Origin of the sequence: Micromonospora okii, from assembly GCF_020884795.1 — a bacterium.
GTDB classification, from domain to species: Bacteria; Actinomycetota; Actinomycetes; order Mycobacteriales; family Micromonosporaceae; genus Micromonospora; species Micromonospora okii.
This window is the reverse complement of sequence record NZ_BBZF01000017.1, coordinates 123,361-146,818: the sequence shown is the minus strand read 5'-3', so window position 1 is coordinate 146,818 and position 23,458 is coordinate 123,361. Positions and strand designations below refer to the sequence as shown.

18 protein-coding genes are annotated in these 23,458 nt (G+C 75.1%); 12 read left to right on the top strand and 6 right to left on the bottom strand.

Annotation, left to right across the window (positions count from 1 at the left end; all coding sequences use genetic code 11):
- Nucleotides 1-8: 8 nt before the first annotated feature.
- The 3 genes from eccCa (at nt 9) to LPU43_RS14315 (ending at nt 6,287) form a co-directional block, all read left to right on the top strand.
- The gene (gene eccCa / locus LPU43_RS14325) at nt 9-4,025 is read left to right on the top strand and encodes a type VII secretion protein EccCa (RefSeq protein WP_229400893.1); all 4,017 of its coding nucleotides are present in this window, start codon (nt 9-11) and stop codon (nt 4,023-4,025) included.
- An 88-nt stretch (nt 4,026-4,113) separates the two neighbouring features.
- A complete protein-coding gene (mycP, locus tag LPU43_RS14320) occupies nt 4,114-5,463 on the top strand; it encodes a type VII secretion-associated serine protease mycosin (protein WP_229400892.1) in 1,350 nt (449 codons plus the stop codon).
- 59 nt (nt 5,464-5,522) lie between these two features.
- A complete protein-coding gene (locus LPU43_RS14315) occupies nt 5,523-6,287 on the top strand; it encodes a phosphatase PAP2 family protein (protein ID WP_229400891.1) in 765 nt (254 codons plus the stop codon).
- Nucleotides 6,288-6,365: 78 nt separating this feature from the next.
- Here LPU43_RS14315 and LPU43_RS14310 read toward each other — a convergent pair whose 3' ends face one another.
- The 6 genes from LPU43_RS14310 to LPU43_RS14285 all read right to left on the bottom strand — a co-directional run bounded on the left by LPU43_RS14310 (nt 6,366) and on the right by LPU43_RS14285 (nt 11,791).
- Entirely contained in the window at nt 6,366-7,544 is a 1,179-nt protein-coding gene (locus tag LPU43_RS14310) for a MarP family serine protease (protein WP_229400890.1), read from the bottom strand.
- Between the two features lie 58 nt (nt 7,545-7,602).
- On the bottom strand, nt 7,603-8,277 hold the full coding sequence (locus LPU43_RS14305) for an NUDIX hydrolase (RefSeq protein WP_229401104.1): 675 nt from the start codon (nt 8,275-8,277) through the stop codon (nt 7,603-7,605).
- 79 nt (nt 8,278-8,356) lie between these two features.
- Nucleotides 8,357-9,010 (bottom strand): TlpA family protein disulfide reductase, encoded by a 654-nt coding sequence (locus tag LPU43_RS14300; RefSeq protein WP_229400889.1) that lies wholly within the window; start codon nt 9,008-9,010, stop codon nt 8,357-8,359.
- Nucleotides 9,007-9,795, bottom strand: a complete 789-nt coding sequence (nth, locus tag LPU43_RS14295) for an endonuclease III (RefSeq protein ID WP_229400888.1) — start codon at nt 9,793-9,795, stop codon at nt 9,007-9,009. The genes LPU43_RS14300 and nth overlap by 4 nt, the downstream gene beginning before the upstream one ends.
- Nucleotides 9,796-9,853: 58 nt before the next feature.
- Complete coding sequence (locus LPU43_RS14290; protein ID WP_229400887.1) at nt 9,854-11,038, bottom strand: CapA family protein; 1,185 nt, start codon at nt 11,036-11,038, stop codon at nt 9,854-9,856.
- Nucleotides 11,039-11,092: 54 nt separating this feature from the next.
- Complete coding sequence (locus tag LPU43_RS14285) at nt 11,093-11,791, bottom strand: adenosylcobinamide amidohydrolase (RefSeq protein ID WP_229400886.1); 699 nt, start codon at nt 11,789-11,791, stop codon at nt 11,093-11,095.
- 216 nt (nt 11,792-12,007) lie between these two features.
- Here LPU43_RS14285 and LPU43_RS14280 point away from each other — a divergent pair, with 216 nt between their 5' ends.
- The 9 genes from LPU43_RS14280 to LPU43_RS14240 all read left to right on the top strand — a co-directional run bounded on the left by LPU43_RS14280 (nt 12,008) and on the right by LPU43_RS14240 (nt 23,004).
- Nucleotides 12,008-12,685: a Crp/Fnr family transcriptional regulator gene (locus LPU43_RS14280; protein ID WP_007466162.1), complete on the top strand. Its 678-nt coding sequence runs from the start codon at nt 12,008-12,010 to the stop codon at nt 12,683-12,685.
- Between the two features lie 69 nt (nt 12,686-12,754).
- Nucleotides 12,755-13,498 carry a metallophosphoesterase family protein gene (locus tag LPU43_RS14275; RefSeq protein WP_229400885.1) on the top strand — a complete coding sequence of 248 codons (744 nt, stop codon included), beginning with the start codon at nt 12,755-12,757 and terminating at the stop codon, nt 13,496-13,498.
- A gap of 463 nt (nt 13,499-13,961) precedes the next feature.
- A complete protein-coding gene (locus LPU43_RS14270) occupies nt 13,962-14,552 on the top strand; it encodes a TetR/AcrR family transcriptional regulator (protein ID WP_229400884.1) in 591 nt (196 codons plus the stop codon).
- Between the two features lie 27 nt (nt 14,553-14,579).
- Nucleotides 14,580-15,389: a TIGR03084 family metal-binding protein gene (locus LPU43_RS14265; RefSeq protein WP_229400883.1), complete on the top strand. Its 810-nt coding sequence runs from the start codon at nt 14,580-14,582 to the stop codon at nt 15,387-15,389.
- Nucleotides 15,386-17,083 carry an acyclic terpene utilization AtuA family protein gene (locus LPU43_RS14260; protein ID WP_229400882.1) on the top strand — a complete coding sequence of 566 codons (1,698 nt, stop codon included), beginning with the start codon at nt 15,386-15,388 and terminating at the stop codon, nt 17,081-17,083. Before LPU43_RS14265 ends, LPU43_RS14260 begins: the two co-directional genes overlap by 4 nt.
- Nucleotides 17,080-18,219 (top strand): acyl-CoA dehydrogenase family protein, encoded by a 1,140-nt coding sequence (locus tag LPU43_RS14255; RefSeq protein WP_229400881.1) that lies wholly within the window; start codon nt 17,080-17,082, stop codon nt 18,217-18,219. Before LPU43_RS14260 ends, LPU43_RS14255 begins: the two co-directional genes overlap by 4 nt.
- Nucleotides 18,216-19,817, top strand: a complete 1,602-nt coding sequence (locus LPU43_RS14250; protein ID WP_229400880.1) for an acyl-CoA carboxylase subunit beta — start codon at nt 18,216-18,218, stop codon at nt 19,815-19,817. Before LPU43_RS14255 ends, LPU43_RS14250 begins: the two co-directional genes overlap by 4 nt.
- A gap of 68 nt (nt 19,818-19,885) precedes the next feature.
- Nucleotides 19,886-21,838 (top strand): ATP-binding protein, encoded by a 1,953-nt coding sequence (locus LPU43_RS14245; protein ID WP_229400879.1) that lies wholly within the window; start codon nt 19,886-19,888, stop codon nt 21,836-21,838.
- Between the two features lie 2 nt (nt 21,839-21,840).
- Nucleotides 21,841-23,004, top strand: coding sequence for an acyl-CoA dehydrogenase family protein (locus LPU43_RS14240; protein ID WP_229400878.1), 1,164 nt, complete (start codon nt 21,841-21,843; stop codon nt 23,002-23,004).
- The last annotated feature ends 454 nt before the right edge of the window (nt 23,005-23,458 follow it).

Here is a 23,458-nt window from a genome sequence, read left to right as displayed (position 1 = left end):
GAGGGCGTGTGTCCACTGTCGTCGTCAAGCGACCGCCCCGGCGTCCCGCGCCGGAGATCCCGGTGGGCGAGCTGCCCGTCGACGCGCCGCCGGAGATCCCCGCCGTCACCGGGGGCCGCTGGCAGCAGGCGCTGATGATGCTGCCCATGCTGGGCGGGACGGTCGCCATGGCGATGATGTTCGGCCGGGGCGGCGGGGCGTACTCGTACGTGGTCGGGGGCATGTTCGGGCTCTCCTCGCTGGCGATGCTGGTGACCTCGTGGGGCAGCGCCTCCGGCACCCCGAAGAAGTCGGAGATGATGGCCGCCCGGCGGGAGTACCTGCGGCACCTGGGCGCGCTGCGCCGCCGGGTCCGGCAGACCGCCGCGCGGCAGCGGGCGGGGCTGCACTACCGGCACCCCGACCCGGGCCGGCTCTGGTCGACTGTGGACAGCCACCGGGTCTGGGAGCGCCGGCCGGCCGATCCCGACTTCGCCGTGGTGCGGGTGGGCGTCGGCCCGCAGACCCTGGCCACCCCGCTGGTCCCCCCGGTCACCCGGCCGCTGGAGGAGCTGGAGCCGATGACAGCGGGGGCGCTGCGCCGGTTCCTCGACGCGTACTCGGTGGTGCCCGACCTGCCGGTGGCGCTGTCGCTGCGCAGCTTCGCCCGGGTCTTCGTGCGGGGCGAGCCGGCCCCCCAGCCGCCCGACGGGCGGGTCCGGCCCGGCACCGGCTCGCCCGACGCGCAGGCGCTGGCCCGCGCGGTACTCACGCAGCTCGCGGTCTTCCACGCCCCGGACGAGCTGCTCGTCGCGGTCTGCGCCGGCCCCGAGCGGCGGGCGCTGTGGGAGTGGGTCAAGTGGCTGCCGCACGCCCACCACCCCACCCGCGCCGACGCCCTCGGCCCCGTCCGCCTCGTCACCAGCTCCGCCGCCGGGCTGGAGCGGCTCCTCGACGACGTGCTGGCCAGCCGGTCGCGGTTCAGCCCCGCCGGCCCGCTCGCCGACGGGCCGCACGTCGTGGTGGTGCTCGACGGCGGGGACCTCACCGGCGCCACCGACCTGGTCGGCGACGGCGGCGTCGACGCGGTCACCGTCGTCGACCTGGACACCCCGCCGCCCCGGCTGCTCGACCGGTACGCCCTCCTGCTCGACGTGCGCGGCGGCGGGCTGCACTCGCACTCCGCCGAGGGGCACGCCGAGGTCGGCGTCGCCGACCGGCTCGACCCGGCCGACGCCGAGGCGGTCGCCCGCCGGCTGGCCCCGCTGCGGCTCGCCACCGCCGTACGCGGGCCGGACGCCCCGGTCAACGCCGAGCTGGGCCTGCCCGAGCTGCTCGGCATCGGCGACCCGGAGGGCTTCACCGCCGAGCAGGGCTGGGCCCCCCGGTCGGCCCGGGACCGGCTGCGCGTGCCGATCGGGGTGGGCACCGACGGCGGGGCGATCGAGCTGGACCTCAAGGAGTCCGCCCAGGACGGGATGGGCCCGCACGGGCTGCTGATCGGGGCCACCGGCTCCGGCAAGTCCGAGCTGCTGCGCACCCTCGTCCTCGGGCTGGCCACCACGCACAGCTCGGAGCAGCTCAACTTCGTCCTGGTCGACTTCAAGGGCGGGGCCACCTTCGCCTCGTTCGACCGGCTGCCGCACACCGCCGCGGTGATCACCAACCTGGCCGACGCTCTGCCGCTGGTCGACCGGATGGTCGACGCGATCAACGGCGAGCTGGTCCGCCGCCAGGAGCTGCTGCGCCGCGCGGGAAACTACGCCAGCCTGCGCGACTACGAACGCGCGCGGGCGGCCGGCGCTTCGTTGGCCCCGCTGCCGTCGCTGCTGCTGGTCTGCGACGAGTTCTCCGAGCTGCTGTCGGCGAAGCCGGACTTCATCGACCTGTTCGTGCAGATCGGTCGGCTGGGCCGGTCGCTCGGCGTGCACCTGCTGCTGGCCTCGCAGCGGCTGGAGGAGGGGCGGCTGCGCGGGCTGGACACCCACCTGTCGTACCGGATCGGGTTGCGGACCTTCTCGGCCCTGGAGTCCCGGACGGTGCTCGGGGTGCCGGACGCCCACGAGCTGCCCCGCTCGCCGGGGCACGGCTACCTGCGTTTCGGCACCGAGCCGCTGACGCGCTTCAAGGCCGCGTACGTCTCCGGGCCGGCGCGCCGCCGGGGCGGCGCGGCGGGGGCCGGCGGTGCCGACCCGCCCCGGCTGCTGGCCTTCTCCACGCACCTGGTGCCCGTGCCGGAGCCGGCCGTCCGCGCGCTGACGGCGACGCCCGAGGAGGGGCCGGCCGCCGACAGCCTGCTCGACGTGCTGGTCGGCCGGCTGGCCGGGCAGGGCCCGCCGGCGCACCAGGTCTGGCTGCCGCCGCTGGACGCCCCGCCCACCCTGGACGACCTGCTCGGCCCGGTGGGCACCGACCCGGCGCGCGGGCTGACCTTCGCCAACCCGGAGCTGCACGGCGCGCTCCAGGTGCCGGTGGCCGTGGTCGACAAGCCGTTCGAGCAGCGCCGCGACCTGCTCTGGCTCACCCTCGGCGGGTCGGCCGGGCACGTGGGTGTGGTCGGCGGGCCGCAGAGCGGCAAGTCGGGCCTGCTGCGCACCCTGGTCTGCGCGTTGGCGCTCACCCACACCCCCGTCGAGGCGCAGGTGTACTGCCTGGACTTCGGCGGCGGCGCGCTGGCCGCGCTGCGCGGCCTGCCGCACGTGGGCGGGGTGTCCGGCCGCGCCGACCCGACCTCCGTGCGGCGCACCGTCGGGGAGGTGGCCACCGTGCTGGTCGACCGGGAGCGCCGCTTCGCCGAGCTGGGGGTGGAGTCGATGGCCGCGTACCGGCAGCGCCGCGCGGCCCTCGCCGCCGCCGGCCAGCCGGCCACCGACCCGTTCGGCGACGTGTTCCTGGTGGTGGACGGCTGGGGCACGCTGCGCGGCGAGTACGACGACCTGGAGCCCCTGATCACCGAGCTGGCCACCCGGGGCCTGTCGTACGGGGTGCACGTGGTGGCGAGCGCGATCCGCTGGACGGACTTCCGACCGGCCATCCGGGACCTGTTCGGCTCCCGGCTGGAGCTGCGCCTCGGCGACCCGTCGGACTCGCTGCTGGTCCGCCGCGCGTCGGCGGCGACCGTGCCGGACAAGACGCCCGGCCGGGGCATGACCGAGGACGGCCTGCACTTCCTCACCGCGCTGCCCCGGCTCTCCGGCGGCCACCCCGACCCCGACGCCCCCGGGCGCCCGGACGGCGGGACCGCCGACCTGGTGGAGGCCGTCGGCGGGGCGTGGCCGGGGCCGGCGGCGCCCGCGGTCCGGCTGCTGCCTCCGGTGCTGCCGTACGCGGAGCTGGACCTGAGCGCGACGGCCGGGCTGGCGCTGCCGGTCGGGATCGCCGAGGCGGACCTGCGGCCGGTGGTGCTGGACTTCGCCGCCGAGCCGCACCTGCTGGTCTTCGGCGATGCCGAGTGCGGCAAGTCGTCGTTCCTGCGGGCGCTGGCCGCGACCATCGTCGGCCGGTTCACCCCGGCGCAGGCGCGGGTGATCCTGGTGGACTACCGGCGCAGCCTGCTCGGCGCGATCGAGACGGAGCACCGGATCGGCTACGGCACCGCCGCCGCCCCCACCGCCGACCTGATCGAGTCCGCCGCCGGGTACATGCAGCGCCGGCTGCCCGGTGCGGACGTCACCCCGGCGCAGTTGCGGGCGCGGTCGTGGTGGTCGGGGCCGGAGCTGTTCGTGCTGGTCGACGACTACGACCTGGTGGCCAGCGGGCCGACCAACCCGCTGCGGGCGCTGGAGGAGTACCTCCCCCAGGCCCGGGACATCGGCCTGCACCTGGTGCTGGCCCGCCGCGCCGGCGGGGCCGGCCGGGGCTACGACCAGTTCCTCCAGCGGTTGAAGGAACTGTCCACCCCGGGCCTGGTGATGGCCGGCAGCCCCGAGGAGGGGCCACTGGTGGGGCAGGTACGCCCCGGGCCGCTCCCGCCGGGGCGGGCACGGTTGGTGACCCGGCGCGAGGGGGTACGCCTCGTCCAGTTGGCACATCTTCCGGCGCAGTAGGGGGCGACCCGGTGGCCAGGCTTTCGGTTTACCACGGGACGCAGTGGAAAACCGGTAATCTCCGAGCAGCAGATGTCCGCCGCGATGAATGGCTGGGAACGTGACAGGGGTTCGGCACGGCAGGCTGGCGACGGCGCGACGGTCCACCGGCCGCGCGCTCGTCGGCGTCGCGGCGCTCGCGGTGTCGCTCGTCGGCCCGGTCGCACCCCCGGCCCTGGCCGCGCCCGCCCTCCCCGTCGCCGCCCCGCCCGCCGCGCCGGCGCTCTGGCGGGTCGCGCCGGTCGACACCCCGGCGCGGGCCGACCAGGCCCGCGACGAGCAGTGGCAGCTCGACGAGCTGCGGGCGTCGACCGCGTGGCGCACCTCGACCGGGCGCGGGGTCACCGTCGCGGTGGTCGACTCCGGGGTGGACGGTTCCCACCCGGACCTGGCGGGCCGGGTGCTGCCCGGCATCGACCTGGTGGACGACGGGGGCACCGGCGAGGGGCCGGACCCGGTCGGGCACGGCACCACCGTCGCCGGCCTGATCGCCGGGCGCAGCGACGACCGGCGGGGCGCGGTGGGGCTCGCCCCGGACGCCCGCATCCTCCCGGTGCGGGTCCTCGACGGCGAGAACCGCTACGACGACGCGCTGATCGTCGCCAAGGGCGTGCGGTGGGCCGTGGACAACGGGGCTCGGGTGGTCAACCTGTCCCTCGGCGGCAGCGGTGACAGCCCCGCCCTCGCGGCGGCGCTGGACTACGCGTTCGCCCGCGACGTCGTGGTCGTCGCCTGCACCGGCAACGTGGCCGCCTCCTCCGACACGACGGTCTGGTACCCCGCCCGGGAGCCGGGCGTCATCGCCGTCGCGGGCCTGGAGCGCGCCAGCGACAACCTCTGGCCCGGCTCGATCACCGGCCCCACGACGGTCCTCACCGCGCCGGCCACCGGCCTGGTCGGGGCCCGACCCGGCGGGTACTGGCGGGTGCAGGGCACCAGCTTCGCCGCCCCGCTCGTCGCCGCCACCGCCGCCCTGATCCGCTCTCGCTGGCCGCAGATGTCGGCCGGCGAGGTGGTCAACCGCCTGATCAGCACCGCCCGGGACCTGGGGCCCGCCGGCCGCGACGACCGCTTCGGGTACGGCGTGGTCGACCCCGTCGCCGCCCTCACCGCCGACGTGCCGCCGGTGGATCACAACCCGCTCGACGACCGCTCCTCCCCCGGTGTGGTGGGCTTCGGCGCGGCCCCCGGCGCGCAGCGGGACGACCCGGTCGAGGGCGCGGGCACGGACCCGCTCGGCTTCACCGCCCCCCGCCAGCACACCCGCTGGACGGCCCAGCCGGCCGGCGGCGGGGACGAGACCGGCCGGGAGCGGATCTGGGCCGGCACGGCTCTCCTCGCCGCCCTCGGCGTCGGGGCGGCGCTGACGCTGCGGCGCTTCCGGCGGCGGCCCCGCTGACCGGGGTCGATCGATTCCGGCCGGTCTGATCCGGCGTTCCACTGGGTAGGCATGGGAGCATGAGCACGTCCGGCCGACGCACCCACCCGTCCGCGTCCCCGTCGTGGCGGGCCCGTCGGCTCGACCCCGACCGGTCGCCGGGCCTGCGACTCACCCTGGCGGTCGTCGCGGTGCTCCTGGGGCTGGTGCCGTTCGCCCTACTCGTCCTGCTGCTGGACGCCCGGGGGCCGCTGCGGCGGCTGGACGCCTCGGTCACCGACGCCCTGCACGGCTACGCCCTCGACCACCCCGGCTGGGTGACGTTCATGACCGTCTGGACCCACACCCTCGGCCCCTGGCCGCTGCGGGCGGCCGTGCTCGCCGTGGTGGTGTGGCTGCTCTCCCGCCGCGCCCGACGGCTGGCCTGGTGGGCCGCCACCACGATGGCCGTGGGCGGGCTGCTGAGCCCGCTGCTCAAGCTGCTGGTCGGCCGGGAGCGGCCGGACCTGCTCGACCCGGTGGCGCACGCCGCCGGCTACTCGTTCCCCTCCGGGCACGCGGTGAACGCCGCCCTGGCCGCCGGGGTGCTGCTGGTGGTCTTCCTCCCGTACGCCCGGGAGCGCCCCGCCGCGCGGTGGGCGCTCTGGGCCGCCGCCGTCGTGCTCGCCGGGCTGACCGGGGTCAGCCGGGTGGCGCTGGGTGTGCACTGGACCAGCGACGTGGTCGCCGGGTGGCTGCTCGGCGCGGCGACGGTGGCCGCCACGGCGGCGGCGTTCCGCACCTGGACCATCCCCCGGCCCGGCTCCGCCACCCCGCCCCGTCCCGCCGCCCCGCCGGCGGGGTGAGCGCCCCCTCCCCCGGCCCGGCGGTACGCGTGAGAGGGGCGCCCTTCTCTACCGGAGGCGTTGACGGGGTGCCCTTCCTTACGTGCAGGCGCCGGTGCCGACCGGCCGGGTGCGCTCCGCACCGGCCAGCGCCACCGGCCGGGCCTCCGCCGCGGTCACCGCGAAGCCGGTGTTCGGGTCGTCCGCCGCCGCTGCGAAGATCACCCCGAGCACCAGGCCGTTCGAGGAGAGCAGTGGGCCGCCCGAGTTGCCGCTGCGGACGAGCGCCCGGATCGTGTAGACCTCTCGGGTCACGTCGCCCGAGGCGTAGATGTCCGGGCCGGTGATCCGGTCGACGTCGCGCACGCGCGCCGACTGGGCGTTGTACGGCCCGTCGAGCGGGAAGCCCAGCACGATCGCGTCCGCCCCGCTGCCCGCGTTGCCGGCGGCGAAGCGCAGGGACGGGCCGGGCAGCCCCGGCACCCGCAGCACGGCCAGGTCCCGGTTCGGGTCGTAGACGACGACCTCACCGTCGTACCGGTCGCCGTTCAGCTCGACCGCCACCGAGCGCGTGCCGGCCACCACGTGCGCGTTGGTCATCACCCGGTCGTCCGCGTACACGAAGCCGGAGCCCTCGATGCGGCGCGAGCAGCTCGGCGCGGAGCCCAGCACCTTGACCACCGAGCGCCGGCCGTCGGCCACCACCTCGGAGCCGGCCAGCGCCGGGTCGGGCGGCTCGACCTGCCGGGCCCGGGTGGGCGCGAGGTCGCCGAAGACATCGGGGAAGCCGTTGGTGTCGACGGTGTCCCGCAGCGCGGTGGAGAGCTTCTGCGCCTGGTCGGGCAGCACCCGGTCGACTGTGGTGAGCAGGGCGCTGTTGCGCACCGAGGAGGCCAGCCAGGGCAGCGACGACGAGCCCAACGGCACGGCCACCAGCCAGGCGACCAGCAGCACCGCGAGGAGCGAGACGAGCGCGCCGCCGATGTCGTCGGCCCGCCGGCCGATGTGGCTGGTGATGGTCTGGCGCAGGTGGGAGCCGATCCAGCCGGCCAGCGCCTGCCCCACCACGGCCAGCCCGAAGACCGCCACCAGGGAGATCAGCACCCGGGTGCCGCTGTCGGTGAACTGGCGGGCCAGCAGCGGGCCGGCCTGGAGGCCGACCAGCGCCCCCAGGAAGAAGCCGGAGAACGACAGCACCCCGACGACGAACCCCTGCCGGTATCCGCTGATCGCGAACACGAGCATGAGCAGGAGCAGGACGACATCCACGGCGGACACGCCCCCAGGGTACGGGCACGGGGCCCGCCGGAGGAGCGGCGCTAGCGGAACGTGACGGTCAGGTCGACGGGCCGGCCATCTCGTCGATGGAGTCGGTGCCGGCGGAGGGCGCCGGGGTGGCCCCGGTCGGCGGCAGGTCCACCACCCGGTCGCGCGGCCAGGGCCGGGCCCAGCCGCCCATCTCCAGCAGGGTGGCGAGCACGCCGGCGGTGAAGCCCCAGACCAGCATCCCGCGCACCGAGAAGGCGGGGCCGACCCAGCCGCTCGGATGTCGTACGCGCATCCGGTTCGCGGGGTCGACCAGCTCGGCGACCGGCAGCCGGGCGACGTGCGCGACCTCGGCGGGCTCCCGGGGGTGCACCGGGTGGGGCCGGTGCCACCAGCCGAGCACCGGGGTCACCACGAAGTCGCTGACCGGGATCCACAGCTTCGGCAGCTCGGCCAGGACGGTGACGCTGGCCGGGTCGAGGTCGACCTCCTCGTTCGCCTCGCGCAGGGCGGTGGCGGCGGAGTCGGCGTCGGTGGGGTCGGCCGCCCCGCCGGGGAAGGCCGGCTGCCCGGCGTGGTTGCGCAGCGTCGCGGCGCGCTGAAGGACCAGCACGTCGGGCCCGGCCCCGGGTTCCTCGCCGAGCAGCACCAGCACGGCGCTCTCCCGGCCGCCGCTGGCGGGGGTGGCGAGCCGGGTGAAGTCCTCGACGCGGGCGCTGCCGACGCGGGCCAGCAGCGGACCCATCCAGGCCGGGACGGCGCCGCTCACGGTGCCACCTCAGTTCGCGACCGCGGGGCTCGCAAAACCGGCTCACTCCTCACGCTCACGACTTCACCGTCACGCCGAGGTGCTCGCGGACCAGCTCGGCCAGGCGGGCGTCGTCGAGCGCGCCGGAGGTGTCGACGTGCCGCACCCGGCCGTCCGCGCCGACGAGCACGGTCAGCGGGATCGCGTTGCGGTTGAGCCCCCGGCGCAGGCTCTCCCCCTGGTCGAACAGGACGGGGAAGCGCACCCCGAAGTCCTCCCCGATCGACTGGGCGGCCTCCCGGCTGTCCCGGGTGTTCACCCCGAGCACCTGGAGCCGACCGGCGGCCCGCTCGCTGAGCCGCTGGAAGGCGGGCAGCTCCTTGCGGCAGGGCGGGCACCAGGACGCCCACAGGTTGATCACCGCCGGCCCCCGGACGTCCCGCAGGGCGACCGGCTCGCCGCCGGTGAAGCAGGGCAGGGTCAGCTCCGGCAACTCCGCCCCGCCGGAGCCGGCCGCAGCAGAGCCGGTCGGGGCGGCAGCAGAGCCGGTCGGGGCGGAGGCGGAGGGCTCGGCCGAGGCCGGTGGCGCGGTCAGGGGCGCGCAGGCGGCGAACGGCGACGGCCGGCTGTTCTTCCGGGGCTCGGTGGGCGCGGGCTTCTCTGCCTCGGCCGTGCAGCCGGCGGCGAGCAGGGCCAGCGGGAGGAGCAGGGCGGCGAGGCGGCGGGTCACGGTGCCTCCGCAGCGACCGCCTGCTGGGGCACCAGCTCCGGGTCGACGCCCGCGGCGATGGCCAGGTCCCGCGCGCGGGGGCCCTTGAGCAGCTTCGCGGCCGGCGCGGGCTCGGTCGGCCCGGTCCCGTAGGACGGGCAGAGCTTCGCCAGCGTGCACGCCCCGCAGGCGGGCTTCCTGGCGTGGCAGACCCGCCGGCCGTGGAAGATGATCCGGTGCGACAGCATCGTCCAGTCGCGCTTGGGGAACATCGCGCCGATCGCGTGCTCGATCTTGACGGGGTCGGTCTCGGCGGTGAGCCGCCAGCGGTGCACGAGCCGCTGGAAGTGGGTGTCGACGGTGATCCCCGGGACGTCGAAGGCGTTGCCGAGGATGACGTTGGCGGTCTTGCGCCCGATCCCGGGCAGGGTCACGAGGTCGGCGAGCTTCCCCGGCACCTGGCCGTCGTACCGCTCGACGAGGGCCTGACCCAACTTGATCAGCGAGTCCGTCTTGTTCCGGTAGAAGCCGGTCGGCCGGATCAGCTCCTCCATCTCGGCGCGGTCGGCCCCGGCGTAGTCGGCGGCGCTCGGATAGCGGGCGAACAGCTTCGGGGTGACCTCGTTGACCTTCTTGTCCGTGCACTGCGCGGAGAGGATCGTGGCGACGGCCAACTCCAGGGCGTTGCCGTGGTCCAGCTCGCAGTGGGCGTCGGGATGGGTCTCGGTCAGCACCCGGCCGATCTTCCGCGCGCGGCGCGTGCGGCCGAGGTCGGTCTCGGTGGCTCCGGGGGAACTCGTGGTCACGACGGAAAGCCTACGTCGGGTCACGCGCGGACCGTCGGGCCCACGCGCCCCCGGCGGGTCAGTCCTCGGTGATCCGACCCCGGTCGTCGAAGCGGGCCCCGGTGGTCGGGAAGTCCAGCCGGGTCAGCTCGCGGACCAGCCCGAGGCCCCGGTCGTCCGGGTCCATGACCGGCTTGCCGATGGAGTTCATGTACGTCGAGACGAACGAGCCGCCCGCGAAGCTGCCGTCCGGCCTCAGCGACACCTTCAGCACGCCGCCCCAGCCGAGCCGGCCGGTGTTGCTCAGCGAGTTGCCGCCGCCGGCGAAGTTGCCGAGGCTGTACGCGATCAGCCGGCCCTGGTAGAACTCCATGCCCCGCAGCACGTGCGGCCCGTGGCCGACGATCAGGTCAGCTCCGGCGTCGATCATGGCCCGGGAGAACCTGATGGGGTCGCCCCGGTTCTCGCCGAGGAACATCTCGGTGCCCGGCCGCACCCGGGTCTTGTCGGCGCCCTCGCCGCCCATGTGCACCTGCACGACGACCAGATCGGCCTGGGTGGCCGCCTTCTCCACCACCTTCCGGGCGGCGGCGATGTCGACGAGGCTGTTCGACCAGGCGTACGACGAGAAGCCGGCGACGGCGACCTTGACGCCCTCGACCTCGACCACGGTGATCTGGTCGGGCGCGCCGGTGTGCTCGAGACCGTGCTCCTCCAGCGCGTCCTGCGTGTTCCGGTACCCCTTGGGGCCGTAGTCGTTGCCGTGGTTGTTGGCCTGGTTGAGCAGCTCGAACCCGCCGTCGCGCAGGTGCGCGGCGTACTCGGGCGGCGCGCGGAACTGGAAGCACCGGGTCGAGTTGGCCCCGCACTTGCCGGTCCCGGTGTCGACGGTCAGCGGCTCCTCCAGGTTGCCCATCACCAGGTCGGCCTTGAGCGCCTCCTTGACGGAGTCGAAGAAGCCCTTCCCGCCGTTGGGCGGGAGCCGGTTCGGGGCGTTGCCCAGGATGATGTCGCCGGTCGCCGAGAGCGACACGCTCTTGGCCTCGGCCTTCGGGGTGGCCTTGGTCGAGCCCGGCGCGCCGGTGCCGGCCGCCCCGGCGGGGGCGCCGGGCTGCCAGGTCGGGGCGGTGCCCGACTCGGCGCAGCCGGCGGCGAGCAGCGCGGTGACCAGCACGCCGAGGGCCAGGGCGGCGCGGCGGCGCGGAGGGCCGCCACCGGCGCCGGTGCGGCGGGGGCGGGGTCCGGGGCGGGCGTCGGCAGACATCGACCGCGACCTTACCGAGCGGGGCTGCGCGCTGACGATGGCCGATCGGCCGGATTATCGGGCCGTCCGTCGATCCGACCAGGGGACGACGGTCCCCGCCCCACCCGCCAGCACGGCGGCGTGCACGGCCCGCGCCAGCGGCGCCCCCCACGCGGAGCGCGGTCCGCCGTAGGCGGCGGCCGGGCCCTCGGCGGGGCAGAGCACGGTGACGGCGTCGGTGGGAGTGCCGGTGGCGGCCAGCCCCAGCTCCCGGATGGCCTGCGCCTTCGCCTCGGTCGCCGTGGCCACCGCGTTGACCAGTGCCGCGTCGGCCAGCCGGGCGGGCACCTGGACGACGATGTTGACGGTGCCGACCCGCGGCGCGGGCACCGGGCCCCCGGCGGGAACGGCCTCGGCGGAGCCGGTCTCGGCGAGAGCGGCGGCCTGGACCGGGGTGCCCAGCCCGACGGTCGCCCAGGCCCGCACCCCGCCGTCGGTCCGGCTGACCACCTCGGCGACGTCGACCCCGGTCAGCAGGCCCACGCCGGGCCCGTCCAGGTCGAGCAGGTCGGCCAGTTCGGCCAGGTGGGCGGCCGGGTCGTCCCGGTGGTACGACATCGGCACGGTCGCGTTGACCACCCAGTTCCGTACGCCGATCCCGCCGCCGAGCGGCGCGGAGCTGACCGCCAGCACCGGCCGGGCGGCGCACCAGACGAGCAGCGGGACGTCCAGCCCGTCCTCGGGGCGGGTGGTCAGGGTCGGTTCGGTCAACACGCCGCAGACCCTACGTCCCGCCCCGGGCGGGGTGCCCGGGGCCCGTCGGGAGGCGGATCATAGTGGTTGATCAGGGCGGGCAGGTTACATCCAACGATCAAGATTCCAGGGGTGCACCTCTGATTACCGCTCACGTGCGCCTAGACTGACCAGGCGCGAGAGATCAGCGGCGGCAGAACCCGGCCGACGGACGGCACGCGTAGGCGGAGGAGCGCGATGGACGAGGTACTGGCCCGCAGCGGGATCTTCCAGGGAGTCGACCCGGAGGCTGCCGAGGCGCTCGCCAAGGAGATGGAGACGATCGAGGTCCGCAAGGGCGAGATCGTGTTCAACGAGGGCGAGCCCGGCGACAGTCTCTACATCCTCCTGTCCGGCAAGATCAAGGTCGGTCGCCGGGCGGCGGACGGCCGGCAGAACCTGATCGCCGTGATGGGCCCCTCGGACATGGTCGGCGAGCTGTCGCTCTTCGACCCGGGCCCGCGCACGGCGACGGCCACCGCGGTCACCGACACCCGGCTCGTGCGCCTGCGCAAGCAGGCCCTGCGGCCGTGGCTGAACAACCGGCCCGAGATCGCCGAGCAGTTGCTGCGGGTGCTGGCCCGCCGGCTGCGCCGGACGAACGACTCGCTGGCCGACCTGATCTTCACCGACGTGCCAGGGCGGGTCGCGAAGAACCTGCTCCAGATGGCCGGCCGGTTCGGCACCCGCGACGGCGGCGTGCTGCGGGTGACCCACGACCTGACCCAGGAGGAGATCGCCCAGCTCGTCGGCGCCTCCCGGGAGACCGTCAACAAGGCGCTGGCCGACTTCGCCTCGCGCGGCTGGCTGCGGCTGGACGGCAAGAGCATCATCATCCTCGACCCGGAGCGCCTGGCCCGCCGCGCGCGGGTCTGAGTCCTCCCTCCCGATCTGCCGGGAGCAGAAACGCTGGACGGAGCGGCCGGCGGGCGGGACGGTGGGACGATGCTGGAACGTGTCGCCGTCCTGTCCGACGTCCACGGCGCACTGCCTCCGCTGGAGGCCGTGCTGGCGGAGCCGGACGTCGCCGCCGCCGACCTGATCGTGCTCACCGGCGACATCGCCGCCGGCCCCCAGCCCGTCGAGGTGCTCGACCTGCTCGCCGGGCTCGGCGACCGGGCGCGCTGGGTGGGTGGCAACGCCGACCGCGAGCTGGTCGAGGCCCGAGCCGGTAAGCTGTCCCCGTTCGAGGTGTCGAACTGGGCCGCAGGGCAGCTCCGCGACGACCAGGTGGCCCGGCTGGCCGCGCTCCCGCCGACGCTGACCCTGCCCGTCGCCGGGCTGGGCGACGTGCTGTTCTGCCACGCGACGCCCCGCGACGACGAGGAGGTCGTCCTCGTCGACTCACGGCTGGCTCGCTGGGCAGAGATCTTCGCCGACGTCCCGGCCGACGTCCGCACCGTGGTCTGCGGCCACACCCACATGCCGTACGCCCGGCTGGTCGACCGCCGCCTGGTGGTCAACCCGGGCAGCGTCGGCATGCCGTACGGGGGGCCGGGCGCCGACTGGGCGCTGCTCGGCCCCGGCGTGCAGCTACGGCGCACGGCGTTCGACGTCGACGCCGCGTGCGCCCGGGTGGCGGCGGAGTCGGGCTTCCCGGACGCCGCCGCGTGGGCCGACGAGTACCTTCGCTCCCGCCACAGCGACACCGACGCGCTGGCCGCCTTCGCCCCCCGCGACGGCCGCTGACCCCAACCCTTCGGGCCGCCACGCCTCGACCGGCAGTCCCGCCGCCCGCCACCTTTTGATCGTCACCAAGCCGGGCTCCTCGGTCGCCGGCCAGTCACCTCTTCGCTCCTTTGGAGCTGAGTCGTCTGTGACATCGGGGAACAGCGGGCTGTGCCATCCGGGCACAGTCGGCTGCGTCGTCATGGGACGCGATCCATCCACGACATCAGCTCCAAAGGGGCCGGAAGAACCCGCCGGGCCGGCCGCATGCAGCCCACTGCGCCGCACGACACGGCGCGGCGCAGCACCGGCGCGGCACCGACACGGCACGGCACGGCACGGCACGGACCGCGCCGCACGGAGCGGCACCGACGCCGTGCCGCCGGCACCGGCACCGGCACCGGCGGCACGGTGCCGCAGGGAAAAAGTCAGGCTTGACTGTTTGTTTCGGCGGCGGCACGCTGTTTCCGTGCCCGCCCCATCGATGCGTGTCGCTCGACAGGAGCGCAGCCGCGCCACCCAGGCCCGGCTGCTGGAGGCGACCGTCGACTGCCTGGTCGAGCACGGCTGGTCCGGCACGACCACCACGACGGTGGCGGCCCGGGCGGGCGTCTCCCGGGGTGCCCAGTTGCACCACTACCCCACCAAGGCCGCCCTGGTCACCGCCGCCGTCGCGCACCTGACCGAGCGCCGGGGGCGGGAGCTGCGCACCGAGGCCGAGGCGCTGCCCGCCGGGCCGCAGCGGCTCGACCGGGTGATCGACCTGCTCGCCGCGGCGTTCACCGGGCCGCTCTTCGTCGCCGCGCTCGAACTGTGGGTCGCCGCCCGCACGGACTCCGAGCTGCGGGCCGCCCTGGTGCCGCTGGAGGCCCAGGTGGGGCGGGAGATGCACCGGCTGACCGTCGCGCTGCTCGGGGTCGACGAGCGGCGTCCCGGCGTACGGGAGGCAGTGCAGGCCACCCTCGACCTGCTGCGCGGGCTCGGCGTGGCCAACCTGCTCACCGACGACTCGGCCCGCCGCGCCGCCCTGCTCGCCACCTGGAAACGCCAGCTCGCCGCCCTGCTCACCCCCTGACTCGCACCGGCCCACCCTGGAGGTTCCATGGTCGACCTCACGGCCCTGCGCACGGATCTGACCGACGAGTCCGAGCAGTTGGACGCCCTGGTCGCGCCCCTGTCCCCGGCCGACTGGGCACGCCCGACCCCGGCGGCCGGCTGGACGGTCGCCCACCAGGTCGCACACCTGGCCTGGACCGACCACGTCGCCCTGCTCGCCGCGACCGACCACGACGGGTTCCTCGCCTCGGTGACCTCGGCGGCGGAGCCGAGCGGGCTGGTCGAGGACGGCGCGCAGGAGTTCCTCGCCCCGCCCGCCGAGCTGCTGGCCCGCTGGCGTGCCGGCCGCGCCGCGCTCTCCGAGGCCCTCGCCGCCGTCCCGCCCGGGGAGAAGCTCCCCTGGTACGGCAACCGGATGTCGGCCGCTTCGATGGTGACCGCCCGCATCATGGAGACCTGGGCGCACGGCGAGGACGTGGCCGACGCGCTCGGCGTCACCCGTGCCCCGACCGCCCGGCTCCGGCACGTCGTACACCTCGGTTTCCGTACCCTCGGGCATGGTTTCGCCGCCCACGGCCGGGCGGTGCCGACGGCGCCGGTGCGGGTCGAACTCGCCGCGCCCGGCGGCGGCACCTGGGCGCACGGCCCGGTCGACGCCGCCGACCGGGTCGCCGGCCCGGCCCTGGACTTCTGCCTGCTGGTGACCCAGCGGCGGCACCGCGCCGACCTGGCTCTGGTCGCCACCGGCCCGGTCGCCGACGAGTGGCTCGACGTGGCGCAGGCGTTCGCCGGGCCGCCCGGCGTCGGCCGCGAGTCGCTGGGCGGGCGGGGCCGGCGGGCCGGGGCGGCGGCGTGACCGCGCCACTGCGGGTCGGCAACGCCTCCGGCTTCTACGGCGACCGGTTCGCCGCCTGGCGGGAGATGCTCGACGGCGGCCGACTGGACGTGCTGACCGGCGACTACCTCGCCGAGCTGACCATGCTGATCCTCGGCCGGGACCGGCTGCGCGACCCCGACCTCGGATACGCGAGGACGTTCCTGCGCCAGATGGAGGGGACCCTCGGCACGGCGCTGGAGCGCGGGGTGCGGATCGTGACCAACGCCGGCGGGTTGAACCCCGCCGGGCTGGCCGCCGCGATCGGCTCGCTGGCCGACCGGCTCGGGCTCACGGCCCGGATCGGGTACGTCGAGGGCGACTCCCTCGCCCAGCCCGACGCGCTGACGGCGAACGCGTACCTGGGGGCGTTCGGGATCGCCGCCTGCCTCGACGCCGGGGCGGACGTGGTGGTCACCGGCCGGGTCACCGACGCGTCCCTGACGGTCGGGCCGGCCATCGCCCGGTTCGGCTGGGGGCGCGGCGACCTCGACGCGCTGGCCGGGGCGACCGTGGCCGGGCACCTCATCGAGTGCGGGGCGCAGGTCACCGGCGGCAACTTCAGCTTTTTCAGGGAGCTGCCCGACGGGGGCCACCGGCCCGGCTTCCCGGTCGCGGAGATCCACGCGGACGGCTCGTCGGTGCTCACCAAGCACCCCGGCACCGGCGGCGCGGTCACCGTGGAGACCGTCACCGCGCAACTGTTGTACGAGGTGGGCGGCCCCGACTACCTCGGCCCGGACGTGGTGACCCGGCTGGACACGGTCGGGCTGCGCGCGGACGGGCCGGACCGGGTGCGGGTCAGCGGGGTCCGGGGCGCTCCCCCGCCCGACACCCTCAAGGTCGGGGTGAACAACCTCGGCGGGTTCCGCAACTCGATGACGTTCGTCCTGTGTGGGCTGGACGTCCCGGCCAAGGCGGCCCTGGTCCGGGGCCAGATCGAGGCGGCGGTCGGCACCGACGGGCTGGAGTTCGTCCTGGCCCGCACCGACCACGCCGACGCCGCCGACACGGAGGCGGCGAGCGCGCTGCTGCACGTACACCTGCGTGACGGCGACCGGGCGCGGGCCGGGCGGGCGTTCTCGGCGGCGGCGGTGGAGCTGGCGCTGGCCTCCTACCCGGGCTGCACGCTGACCACCCTGCCGGGCGATGCGAGCCCGTACGGGGTGTTCACCGTCGACTCGGTGCCGCAGGGCGCGGTGGAGCACGTCGCCGTGCTGCCGTCGGGCGAGCGGGTCCCGATCGCTCCCCCGCCGCCGCTGCGGTGTAAGGAAGGGCCCCCTGTACAACAGAAAGCGATAACAAGGGGCCCTTCCTTGCACTCGACCCGGCGGGGGGCGCTCGGGGAGGTGGTGGGGGCGCGGTCGGGCGACAAGGGCTCCGACGCGAACCTCGGCGTCTGGGCCCGCACCGACGCGACCTGGGCGTGGCTGCGCGGCTGGCTGACCGTCGAACGGCTGGCCGAGCTGCTGCCGGAGACCGCCCCGCTGGCCGTCGAGCGGTACGAGCTGCCGAACCTGCGCGCGCTCAACTTCGTGATCCGGGGGCTGCTCGGGCCGGGGGTGGCCGCCTCCACGCGGTTCGACCCGCAGGCCAAGGCGCTGGGTGAGCTGCTGCGCTCCCGCGTCGTCGACCTGCCCACCCATCTGCTCCCCGACGAGGAGGTGACGTCGTGACCATCGTGGACACGCCCGAGCGGCGGCAGGTGCGCGAGCTGACCCGGGCGTTCGTGACGCGGGAGGTGCTGCCGCACCTGGACGACTGGGAGCGGGCCGGCGAGGTGCCCCGGGAGCTGCACGCCACCGCCGCGAAGGTCGGCCTGCTCGGCGTCGGCTTCCCCACGAAGGTCGGCGGCAGCGGCGGCGACCTGCTCGACTCGATCGTGGTGACCGAGGAGATCATCCGCTCGGGCGGCTCGTCGGGGCTGGTCGCGGCGCTCTTCACGCACGGCATCGCGCTGCCGCACATGGTGGCGTCGGGAAACGAGGACCTGGTCGACCGGTACGTCCGGCCCACGCTCGACGGGGCGACGATCGGCGCGCTGGCCATCACCGAGCCCGACGGCGGCTCCGACGTCGCCGGCATCCGCACCTGCGCCCGCCGCGACGGCGACCACTACGTGGTGAACGGCTCGAAGACCTACATCACCAGCGGCGTACGGGCCGACTTCGTCACCACGGCGGTCTGCACCGACTTCCCCGGCAGCGGCTCGCTGACCCTGCTGGTGGTCGACCGGGGCACGCCCGGGTTCACGGTGGGGCGAAGGCTGGAGAAGCTCGGCTGGCGCTGCTCGGACACCGCCGAGCTGTCCTTCGCCGACGTGCGGGTGCCGGTGGCGAACCGGATCGGCGCGGAGGACACCGGCTTCCTCACCCTCATGCAGCACTTCGCCGCCGAGCGGCTGTCGCTGGCCACGCAGGCGTACGCGACCGCCCAGCGCTGCGTCGAGCTGGCCGTGCGCTGGTGCCGGGACCGCTCCACGTTCGGCCGCCCGCTGGCGAGCCGACAGCTCGTCCGGCACCGGCTCGCCGAGATGCACACCCGCGCGGAGGCGGCCCGCGCGTACGTGCACGACGTCGCCGAGCGGGTCGCCGCCGGGCAGCCCGTGGTGACGGAGGTGGCGATGGCGAAGAACGTCGCGGTGGCCGCCTGCGACTTCGTGGTCGACGCGTCCCTGCAACTGCACGGCGGCTACGGCTACCTGCGCGACGCCGAGGTGGAGCGGCACTACCGCGACGCCCGCATCCTCGGCATCGGCGGCGGCACCACCGAGATCATGAACGAGATCGTCGCGAAGGGCATGGGGCTATGACCGTCCTAACCAGCGCCCTCGATCCGGCCTCGCCGGCCTGCCGCGCCAACCGGGAGGCGCTGCTGGAGCGTCTCGCCGAGCTGGACGCAGCCCTCGATTCCGCCCGCGCGGGCGGTGGCGAGAAGTACGTGACCCGCCACCACGCGCGGGGCAAGCTGCTGCCCCGGGAGCGGATCGAGCTGCTGCTCGACCAGGACAGCCCGTTCCTGGAGCTGTCGCCGGTCGCCGCGTACGGGACGGACTTTCCCGTCGGCGCGAGCGTGGTGACCGGCGTCGGGGTGGTCGAGGACGTGGAGTGCCTGATCGTCGCCAACGACCCGACGGTACGCGGCGGCGCGGTGAACCCGTGGTCCCTGGCGAAGACCCGGCGGGCCGGGGAGATCGCCCTGGCGAACCGCCTGCCGATGGTGAACCTGGTGGAGAGCGCCGGGGCGGACCTGCCCACCCAGGCGGAGATCTTCATTCCGGGCGGCCGGGTGTTCCGCGATCTGACCCGGCTCTCGGCCAACCGTATCCCCACGGTCAGCGTGGTCTTCGGCAACGCCACGGCCGGCGGCGCGTACGTGCCCGGCATGTCCGACCACGTCATCATGATCAGGGACCGCTCGCAGGTCTACCTGGCCGGGCCGCCGCTGGTGAAGATGGCGACCGGCGAGGTCACCGACGACGAGTCCCTCGGCGGTGCGGCCATGCACGCCACGAGGTCCGGCCTGGCCGACTTCCTGGCCGAGGACGAGCGGGACGGGCTCCGGCTGGCCCGGCAGTGCGTGCGCCGGCTCAACTGGCGCAAGCACGGCCCGTCGCCGCGCACCGCCCTCCCCCGGCCCCCGAGGTACGACCCGGAGGAGCTGCTCGCCGTGCCCAGCGCCGACCTCAAGGTGCCGTTCGACCCGCGCGAGGTGCTGGCCCGGGTGCTCGACGGCAGCGAGTTCGACGAGTTCAAGCCGGCGTACGGCACGGCGCTGGTGACCGGGTGGGGCGAGCTGCACGGGTACCCGGTCGGCGTGCTCGCCAACGCCCGGGGCGTGCTGTTCAGCTCCGAGGCGCAGAAGGCGGCCCAGTTCATCCAGCTCGCCAACGCCGCCGACACCCCGCTGGTCTTCCTCCAGAACACCACCGGCTACATGGTCGGCACCGAGTACGAGCAGCGCGGCATCATCAAGCACGGCGCGCTGATGGTCAACGCGGTGTCGAACTCGACGGTGCCGCACCTGACGGTGAACCTCGGTGCGTCGTACGGGGCGGGGAACTACGGCATGTGCGGGCGGGCGTACGAGCCGAGGTTCCTGTTCACCTGGCCGAACGCCAAGTCGGCGGTGATGGGGCCGGCGCAGTTGGCCGGGGTGCTGTCGATCGTCGCCCGGCAGGCCGCCGCCGCCCGGGGGCGCGACTACGACGAGGACTCCGACGCCGCCATGCGGGCGATGGTGGAGCAGCAGATCGAGTCGCAGTCGGGGGCGCTGTTCCTCTCCGGCCGGCTCTACGACGACGGGGTGATCGACCCCCGGGACACCCGTACCGTCCTGGGGCTCTGCCTGTCGGCGATCCACAACGCGCCCGTGCGGGGCGCGGACGGCTTCGGCGTCTTCCGGATGTGACCCGTGAGCGCGAGGAACGCAGCGAAGCGGAGTCCCGCAGTCGTGAACGAAAGGCAGGCTCAGCTCACATGATCCAGAGGCTGCTCGTGGCGAACCGGGGCGAGATCGCTCGCCGGGTCCTCGCCACCTGCCGGGCGCTCGGCGTCGAGACGGTCGCCGTGCACTCCGACGCCGACGCCGACGCGCCGTTCGTGGCCGAGGCCGACCAGGCGGTACGCCTGCCGGGGCACTCGCCCGCCGAGACGTACCTGCGGATCGACCTCATCCTCGACGCGGCCCGCAGGTCCGGCGCGGACGCCGTGCACCCGGGGTACGGCTTCCTCGCGGAGAACGCCGAGTTCGCGGCGGCCGTGACCGACGCGGGCCTGACCTGGGTGGGCCCGCCCGCGAAGGCCATCGCCGCGATGGGCGACAAGCTGGCGGCGAAGTCGCTGCTGGCCGACGCGGGCGTGCCGATGCTGCCCACCTGGGACGCCACCGGCGGGACCGCCGAGTTCCCGGTGCTGGTGAAGGCCGCCGCCGGGGGCGGCGGCCGGGGCATGCGGATCGTCGCCGAGCCCGCCGGCCTGCTGGAGGCGGTGGCGAGCGCCCGACGGGAGGCGGCCGGGGCGTTCGGCGACGACAGGGTCTTCATCGAGCGGTACGTGGAGCGGGGCCGCCACGTCGAGGTGCAGGTCTTCGGCGACGCCCACGGGACGGTCGTGGCGCTCGGCGAGCGGGACTGCTCGATCCAGCGCCGCCACCAGAAGCTCGTCGAGGAGGCCCCGGCGGTCCTGCCCGACGGGGTGCGGGAGCGGCTGCACGCCGCAGCCGTCGCCGCCGCCCGCGCGGTCGGCTACGTCGGCGCGGGCACGGTCGAGTTCCTGCTCGCGCCCGACGGGGCGTTCTACTTCCTGGAGATGAACACCCGCCTCCAGGTGGAGCACCCGGTCACCGAGGCGGTCACCGGCCTGGACCTGGTCCGCCTGCAACTCCTCGTCGCCGAGGGCCACCCGCTGCCCCTGACGGCCACCCCGCCGCCCACCGGCCACGCCGTCGAGGTGCGGCTCTGTGCCGAGGACCCGGCGGAGGGCTTCCGCCCGGCCACGGGCACCCTGCACCGCTTCGCCGTCCCCGGCGTGACCGGCGCGTTCGCCCCGACGCGGGGCCTGCGCCAGGACTCGGGCGTCGCGGACGGCTCCACGGTCGGCGTCCACTACGACTCGATGCTGGCGAAGCTGATCGCCTGGGCCCCGACCCGCGCGGAGGCGGCCCGGCTGCTGGCCGGCGCGCTGGCACGGGCCGAGCTGCACGGGGTGACCACGAACCGGGACCTGCTGGTCCAGGTGCTGCGCAGCCCCGAGTTCGCCGCCGCCGAGGTCGACACCGGCTTCCTCGACCGACACCCCGAGGTGTACGCCCCGCTGCTGCCCGCCGACGAGCTGCCGGTGGCCGCCCTCGCCGCCGCGCTCGCCTCGGCCGCAGCGCGCCGGGCGGAGGCGACGGTGCTCGCCGGCCTCCCCTCGGGCTGGCGCAACGTGCCCTCGTCCCCGCAGGTCACCCGCTACGCGGGGCCGCACGGCGAGGTCGAGGTCCGCTACCGACTCGACCGGTCCGGGGCCCTCGCCGAATGCTCCGTCACGCCCAGCGTGGCCCTGGTCGCCGCCACCGCAGACCGCGTCACGCTGGACGTGGCCGGGGTGCGGCGCGCGTACCGCGTACACCGGGTGGGTTCGGAGGTCTTCGTGGACGGCCCGGACGGGGCCGCGACCCTCACGGAGCTGCCCCGCTTCCCCCTGCCGGGCGCGGAGCGGGCCGCCGGCTCGCTGCTCGCGCCGCTGCCCGGCGCGGTGACCCGGGTGCACGTGGAGGTCGGTCAGCGGGTCGCCGCCGGTGACCCGCTGCTGACCCTGGAGGCCATGAAGCTGGAACACCCCGTGCTCGCCCCGGCGGACGGCGTGGTCGCCGAGCTGCCGGTCCCGCCCGGCGGCCAGGTCGAGGCCGGTGCCGTGCTCGCCGTGATCGACCCCGAGGAGGACTGACGATGGACTTCGACCTCACCGACGAGCAGGAGCAGCTCCGCGACGCCGTGCGGGCGCTGGGCCGCCGGTACGGGCACGGCTACTTCGTGCGCAAGGCCAGGGCCAGCGAGCACACCACCGAGCTGTGGGAGGAGGCCGCCGGGCTCGGCTACCTCGGCGTGAACATCCCCACGGAGTACGGCGGCGGGGGCGGCGGCATCACCGAGCTGGCCCTGGTCTGCGAGGAGTTGGCCGCCGCCGGCTGCCCCCTGCTGCTGCTCGTGGTCTCCCCCGCCATCGTCGCCACGATCGTCGCCAAGCACGGCACGACCGAGCAGCGCGAACGCTTCCTGCCCGGCATGGCCGACGGCTCGCTCACGGTCGTCTTCGCCATCACCGAGCCGGAGGCCGGCTCCAACTTCCACCGCCTCGGCACCGTGGCCCGCCGCGACGGCGACGACTGGCTACTGTCGGGTCGCAAGTGCTACATCTCGGGCGTCGACCAGGCACGCTTCGTGCTGGTGGTGGCCCGCACCGAGGACGCGGCCACCGGCAGGCTCAAGCCGGCCCTGTTCCTCGTCCCCACCGACGCCCCCGGCCTGACCAGCTCGAAGCTCGACATGGAGATCGTCTCCCCGGAGAACCAGTTCCTGCTCTACCTGGACGACGTCCGGCTCCCCGCCGACGCCCTGGTGGGCGGCTCGCTGGACGCCGGCCTGCCCGCCCTCTTCACCGGGCTGAACCCCGAGCGCATCACCGTGGCCGCGATGGGCGCGGGCACCGGCCGGTACGCCATCGAGCGCGCCAGCGAGTACACCGCCTCGCGGAAGGTCTGGGGCGGGCGGAGCATCGGCAGCCACCAAGGGGTGTCGCACCCGCTCGCCCACGCGGCGGTGCAGGTAGAACTGGCCCGCCTGATGATCTACAAGGCGGCGACGCTGTACGACGCGGGGCGGGACCTGGAGGCGGGTGTCTCCGCCAATATGGCGAAGTACGCGGCCGGGGAGGCGGCGGCGCTGGCGGTGGACACGGCGGTGCAGGCGCTGGGCGGGGCGGGGATGACCACGGAGTACGGGGTGGCGACGTTGCTGGGGTCGGTGCGGGCGGGGCGGATCGCCCCGGTGAGCAGGGAGATGATCCTCAACTTCGTCGCCCAGCATGTGTTGGGACAGGACAAGTCGTACTGAGCAGCGGCGAATGGCCGTGAGACAGATGGCTGCCTTCTGAGCGACTGGTAACGGGCTTAAACGGAGGCACTAGGCGGTGGGCCAGGGGCTCCGGCGGGGTCACCCCGTGCCCTATACCGGCGCTGCAGCCATGTGCGCGGATGTTTCCAGCACAGCGGTCATCGCAACCGAGCAGTCTCCCACTCCTCGGAAGCCACACCTCGCCACCGGCCGGTGGCGCCATTGCCACGCAGCAGCGGAGGTCACCGGCCACGGAAGGTGTCATGCAGACCGCCGGGATGTGGAACGAGCACCCCCACCCTCGCCACCACACTGTGTCGAAATCTTGGACTCTTACGACCCACACAGCCGCCGACGACGGTCCCGCCCACTCCCCTCTAGGCCCGTGAACCTGCGACGTCGTCCCTCACGGCCCTGACTGCATGAGGGTCATTCTGCCATCCGACGACGTTCT

Bases quoted from the DNA above. Each gene is read 5' to 3' on its own strand.
- mycP (WP_229400892.1), top strand. From the start codon at position 4,114: ATGGCTGGGAACGTGACAGGGGTTCGGCACGGCAGGCTGGCGACGGCG.
- LPU43_RS14315 (WP_229400891.1), top strand. From the start codon at position 5,523: ATGAGCACGTCCGGCCGACGCACCCACCCGTCCGCGTCCCCGTCGTGG.
- LPU43_RS14305 (WP_229401104.1), bottom strand. From the start codon at position 8,277: ATGGGTCCGCTGCTGGCCCGCGTCGGCAGCGCCCGCGTCGAGGACTTC.
- LPU43_RS14290 (WP_229400887.1), bottom strand. From the start codon at position 11,038: ATGTCTGCCGACGCCCGCCCCGGACCCCGCCCCCGCCGCACCGGCGCC.
- LPU43_RS14280 (WP_007466162.1), top strand. From the start codon at position 12,008: ATGGACGAGGTACTGGCCCGCAGCGGGATCTTCCAGGGAGTCGACCCG.
- LPU43_RS14275 (WP_229400885.1), top strand. From the start codon at position 12,755: ATGCTGGAACGTGTCGCCGTCCTGTCCGACGTCCACGGCGCACTGCCT.
- LPU43_RS14270 (WP_229400884.1), top strand. From the start codon at position 13,962: ATGCGTGTCGCTCGACAGGAGCGCAGCCGCGCCACCCAGGCCCGGCTG.
- LPU43_RS14265 (WP_229400883.1), top strand. From the start codon at position 14,580: ATGGTCGACCTCACGGCCCTGCGCACGGATCTGACCGACGAGTCCGAG.
- LPU43_RS14250 (WP_229400880.1), top strand. From the start codon at position 18,216: ATGACCGTCCTAACCAGCGCCCTCGATCCGGCCTCGCCGGCCTGCCGC.
- LPU43_RS14245 (WP_229400879.1), top strand. From the start codon at position 19,886: ATGATCCAGAGGCTGCTCGTGGCGAACCGGGGCGAGATCGCTCGCCGG.
- LPU43_RS14240 (WP_229400878.1), top strand. From the start codon at position 21,841: ATGGACTTCGACCTCACCGACGAGCAGGAGCAGCTCCGCGACGCCGTG.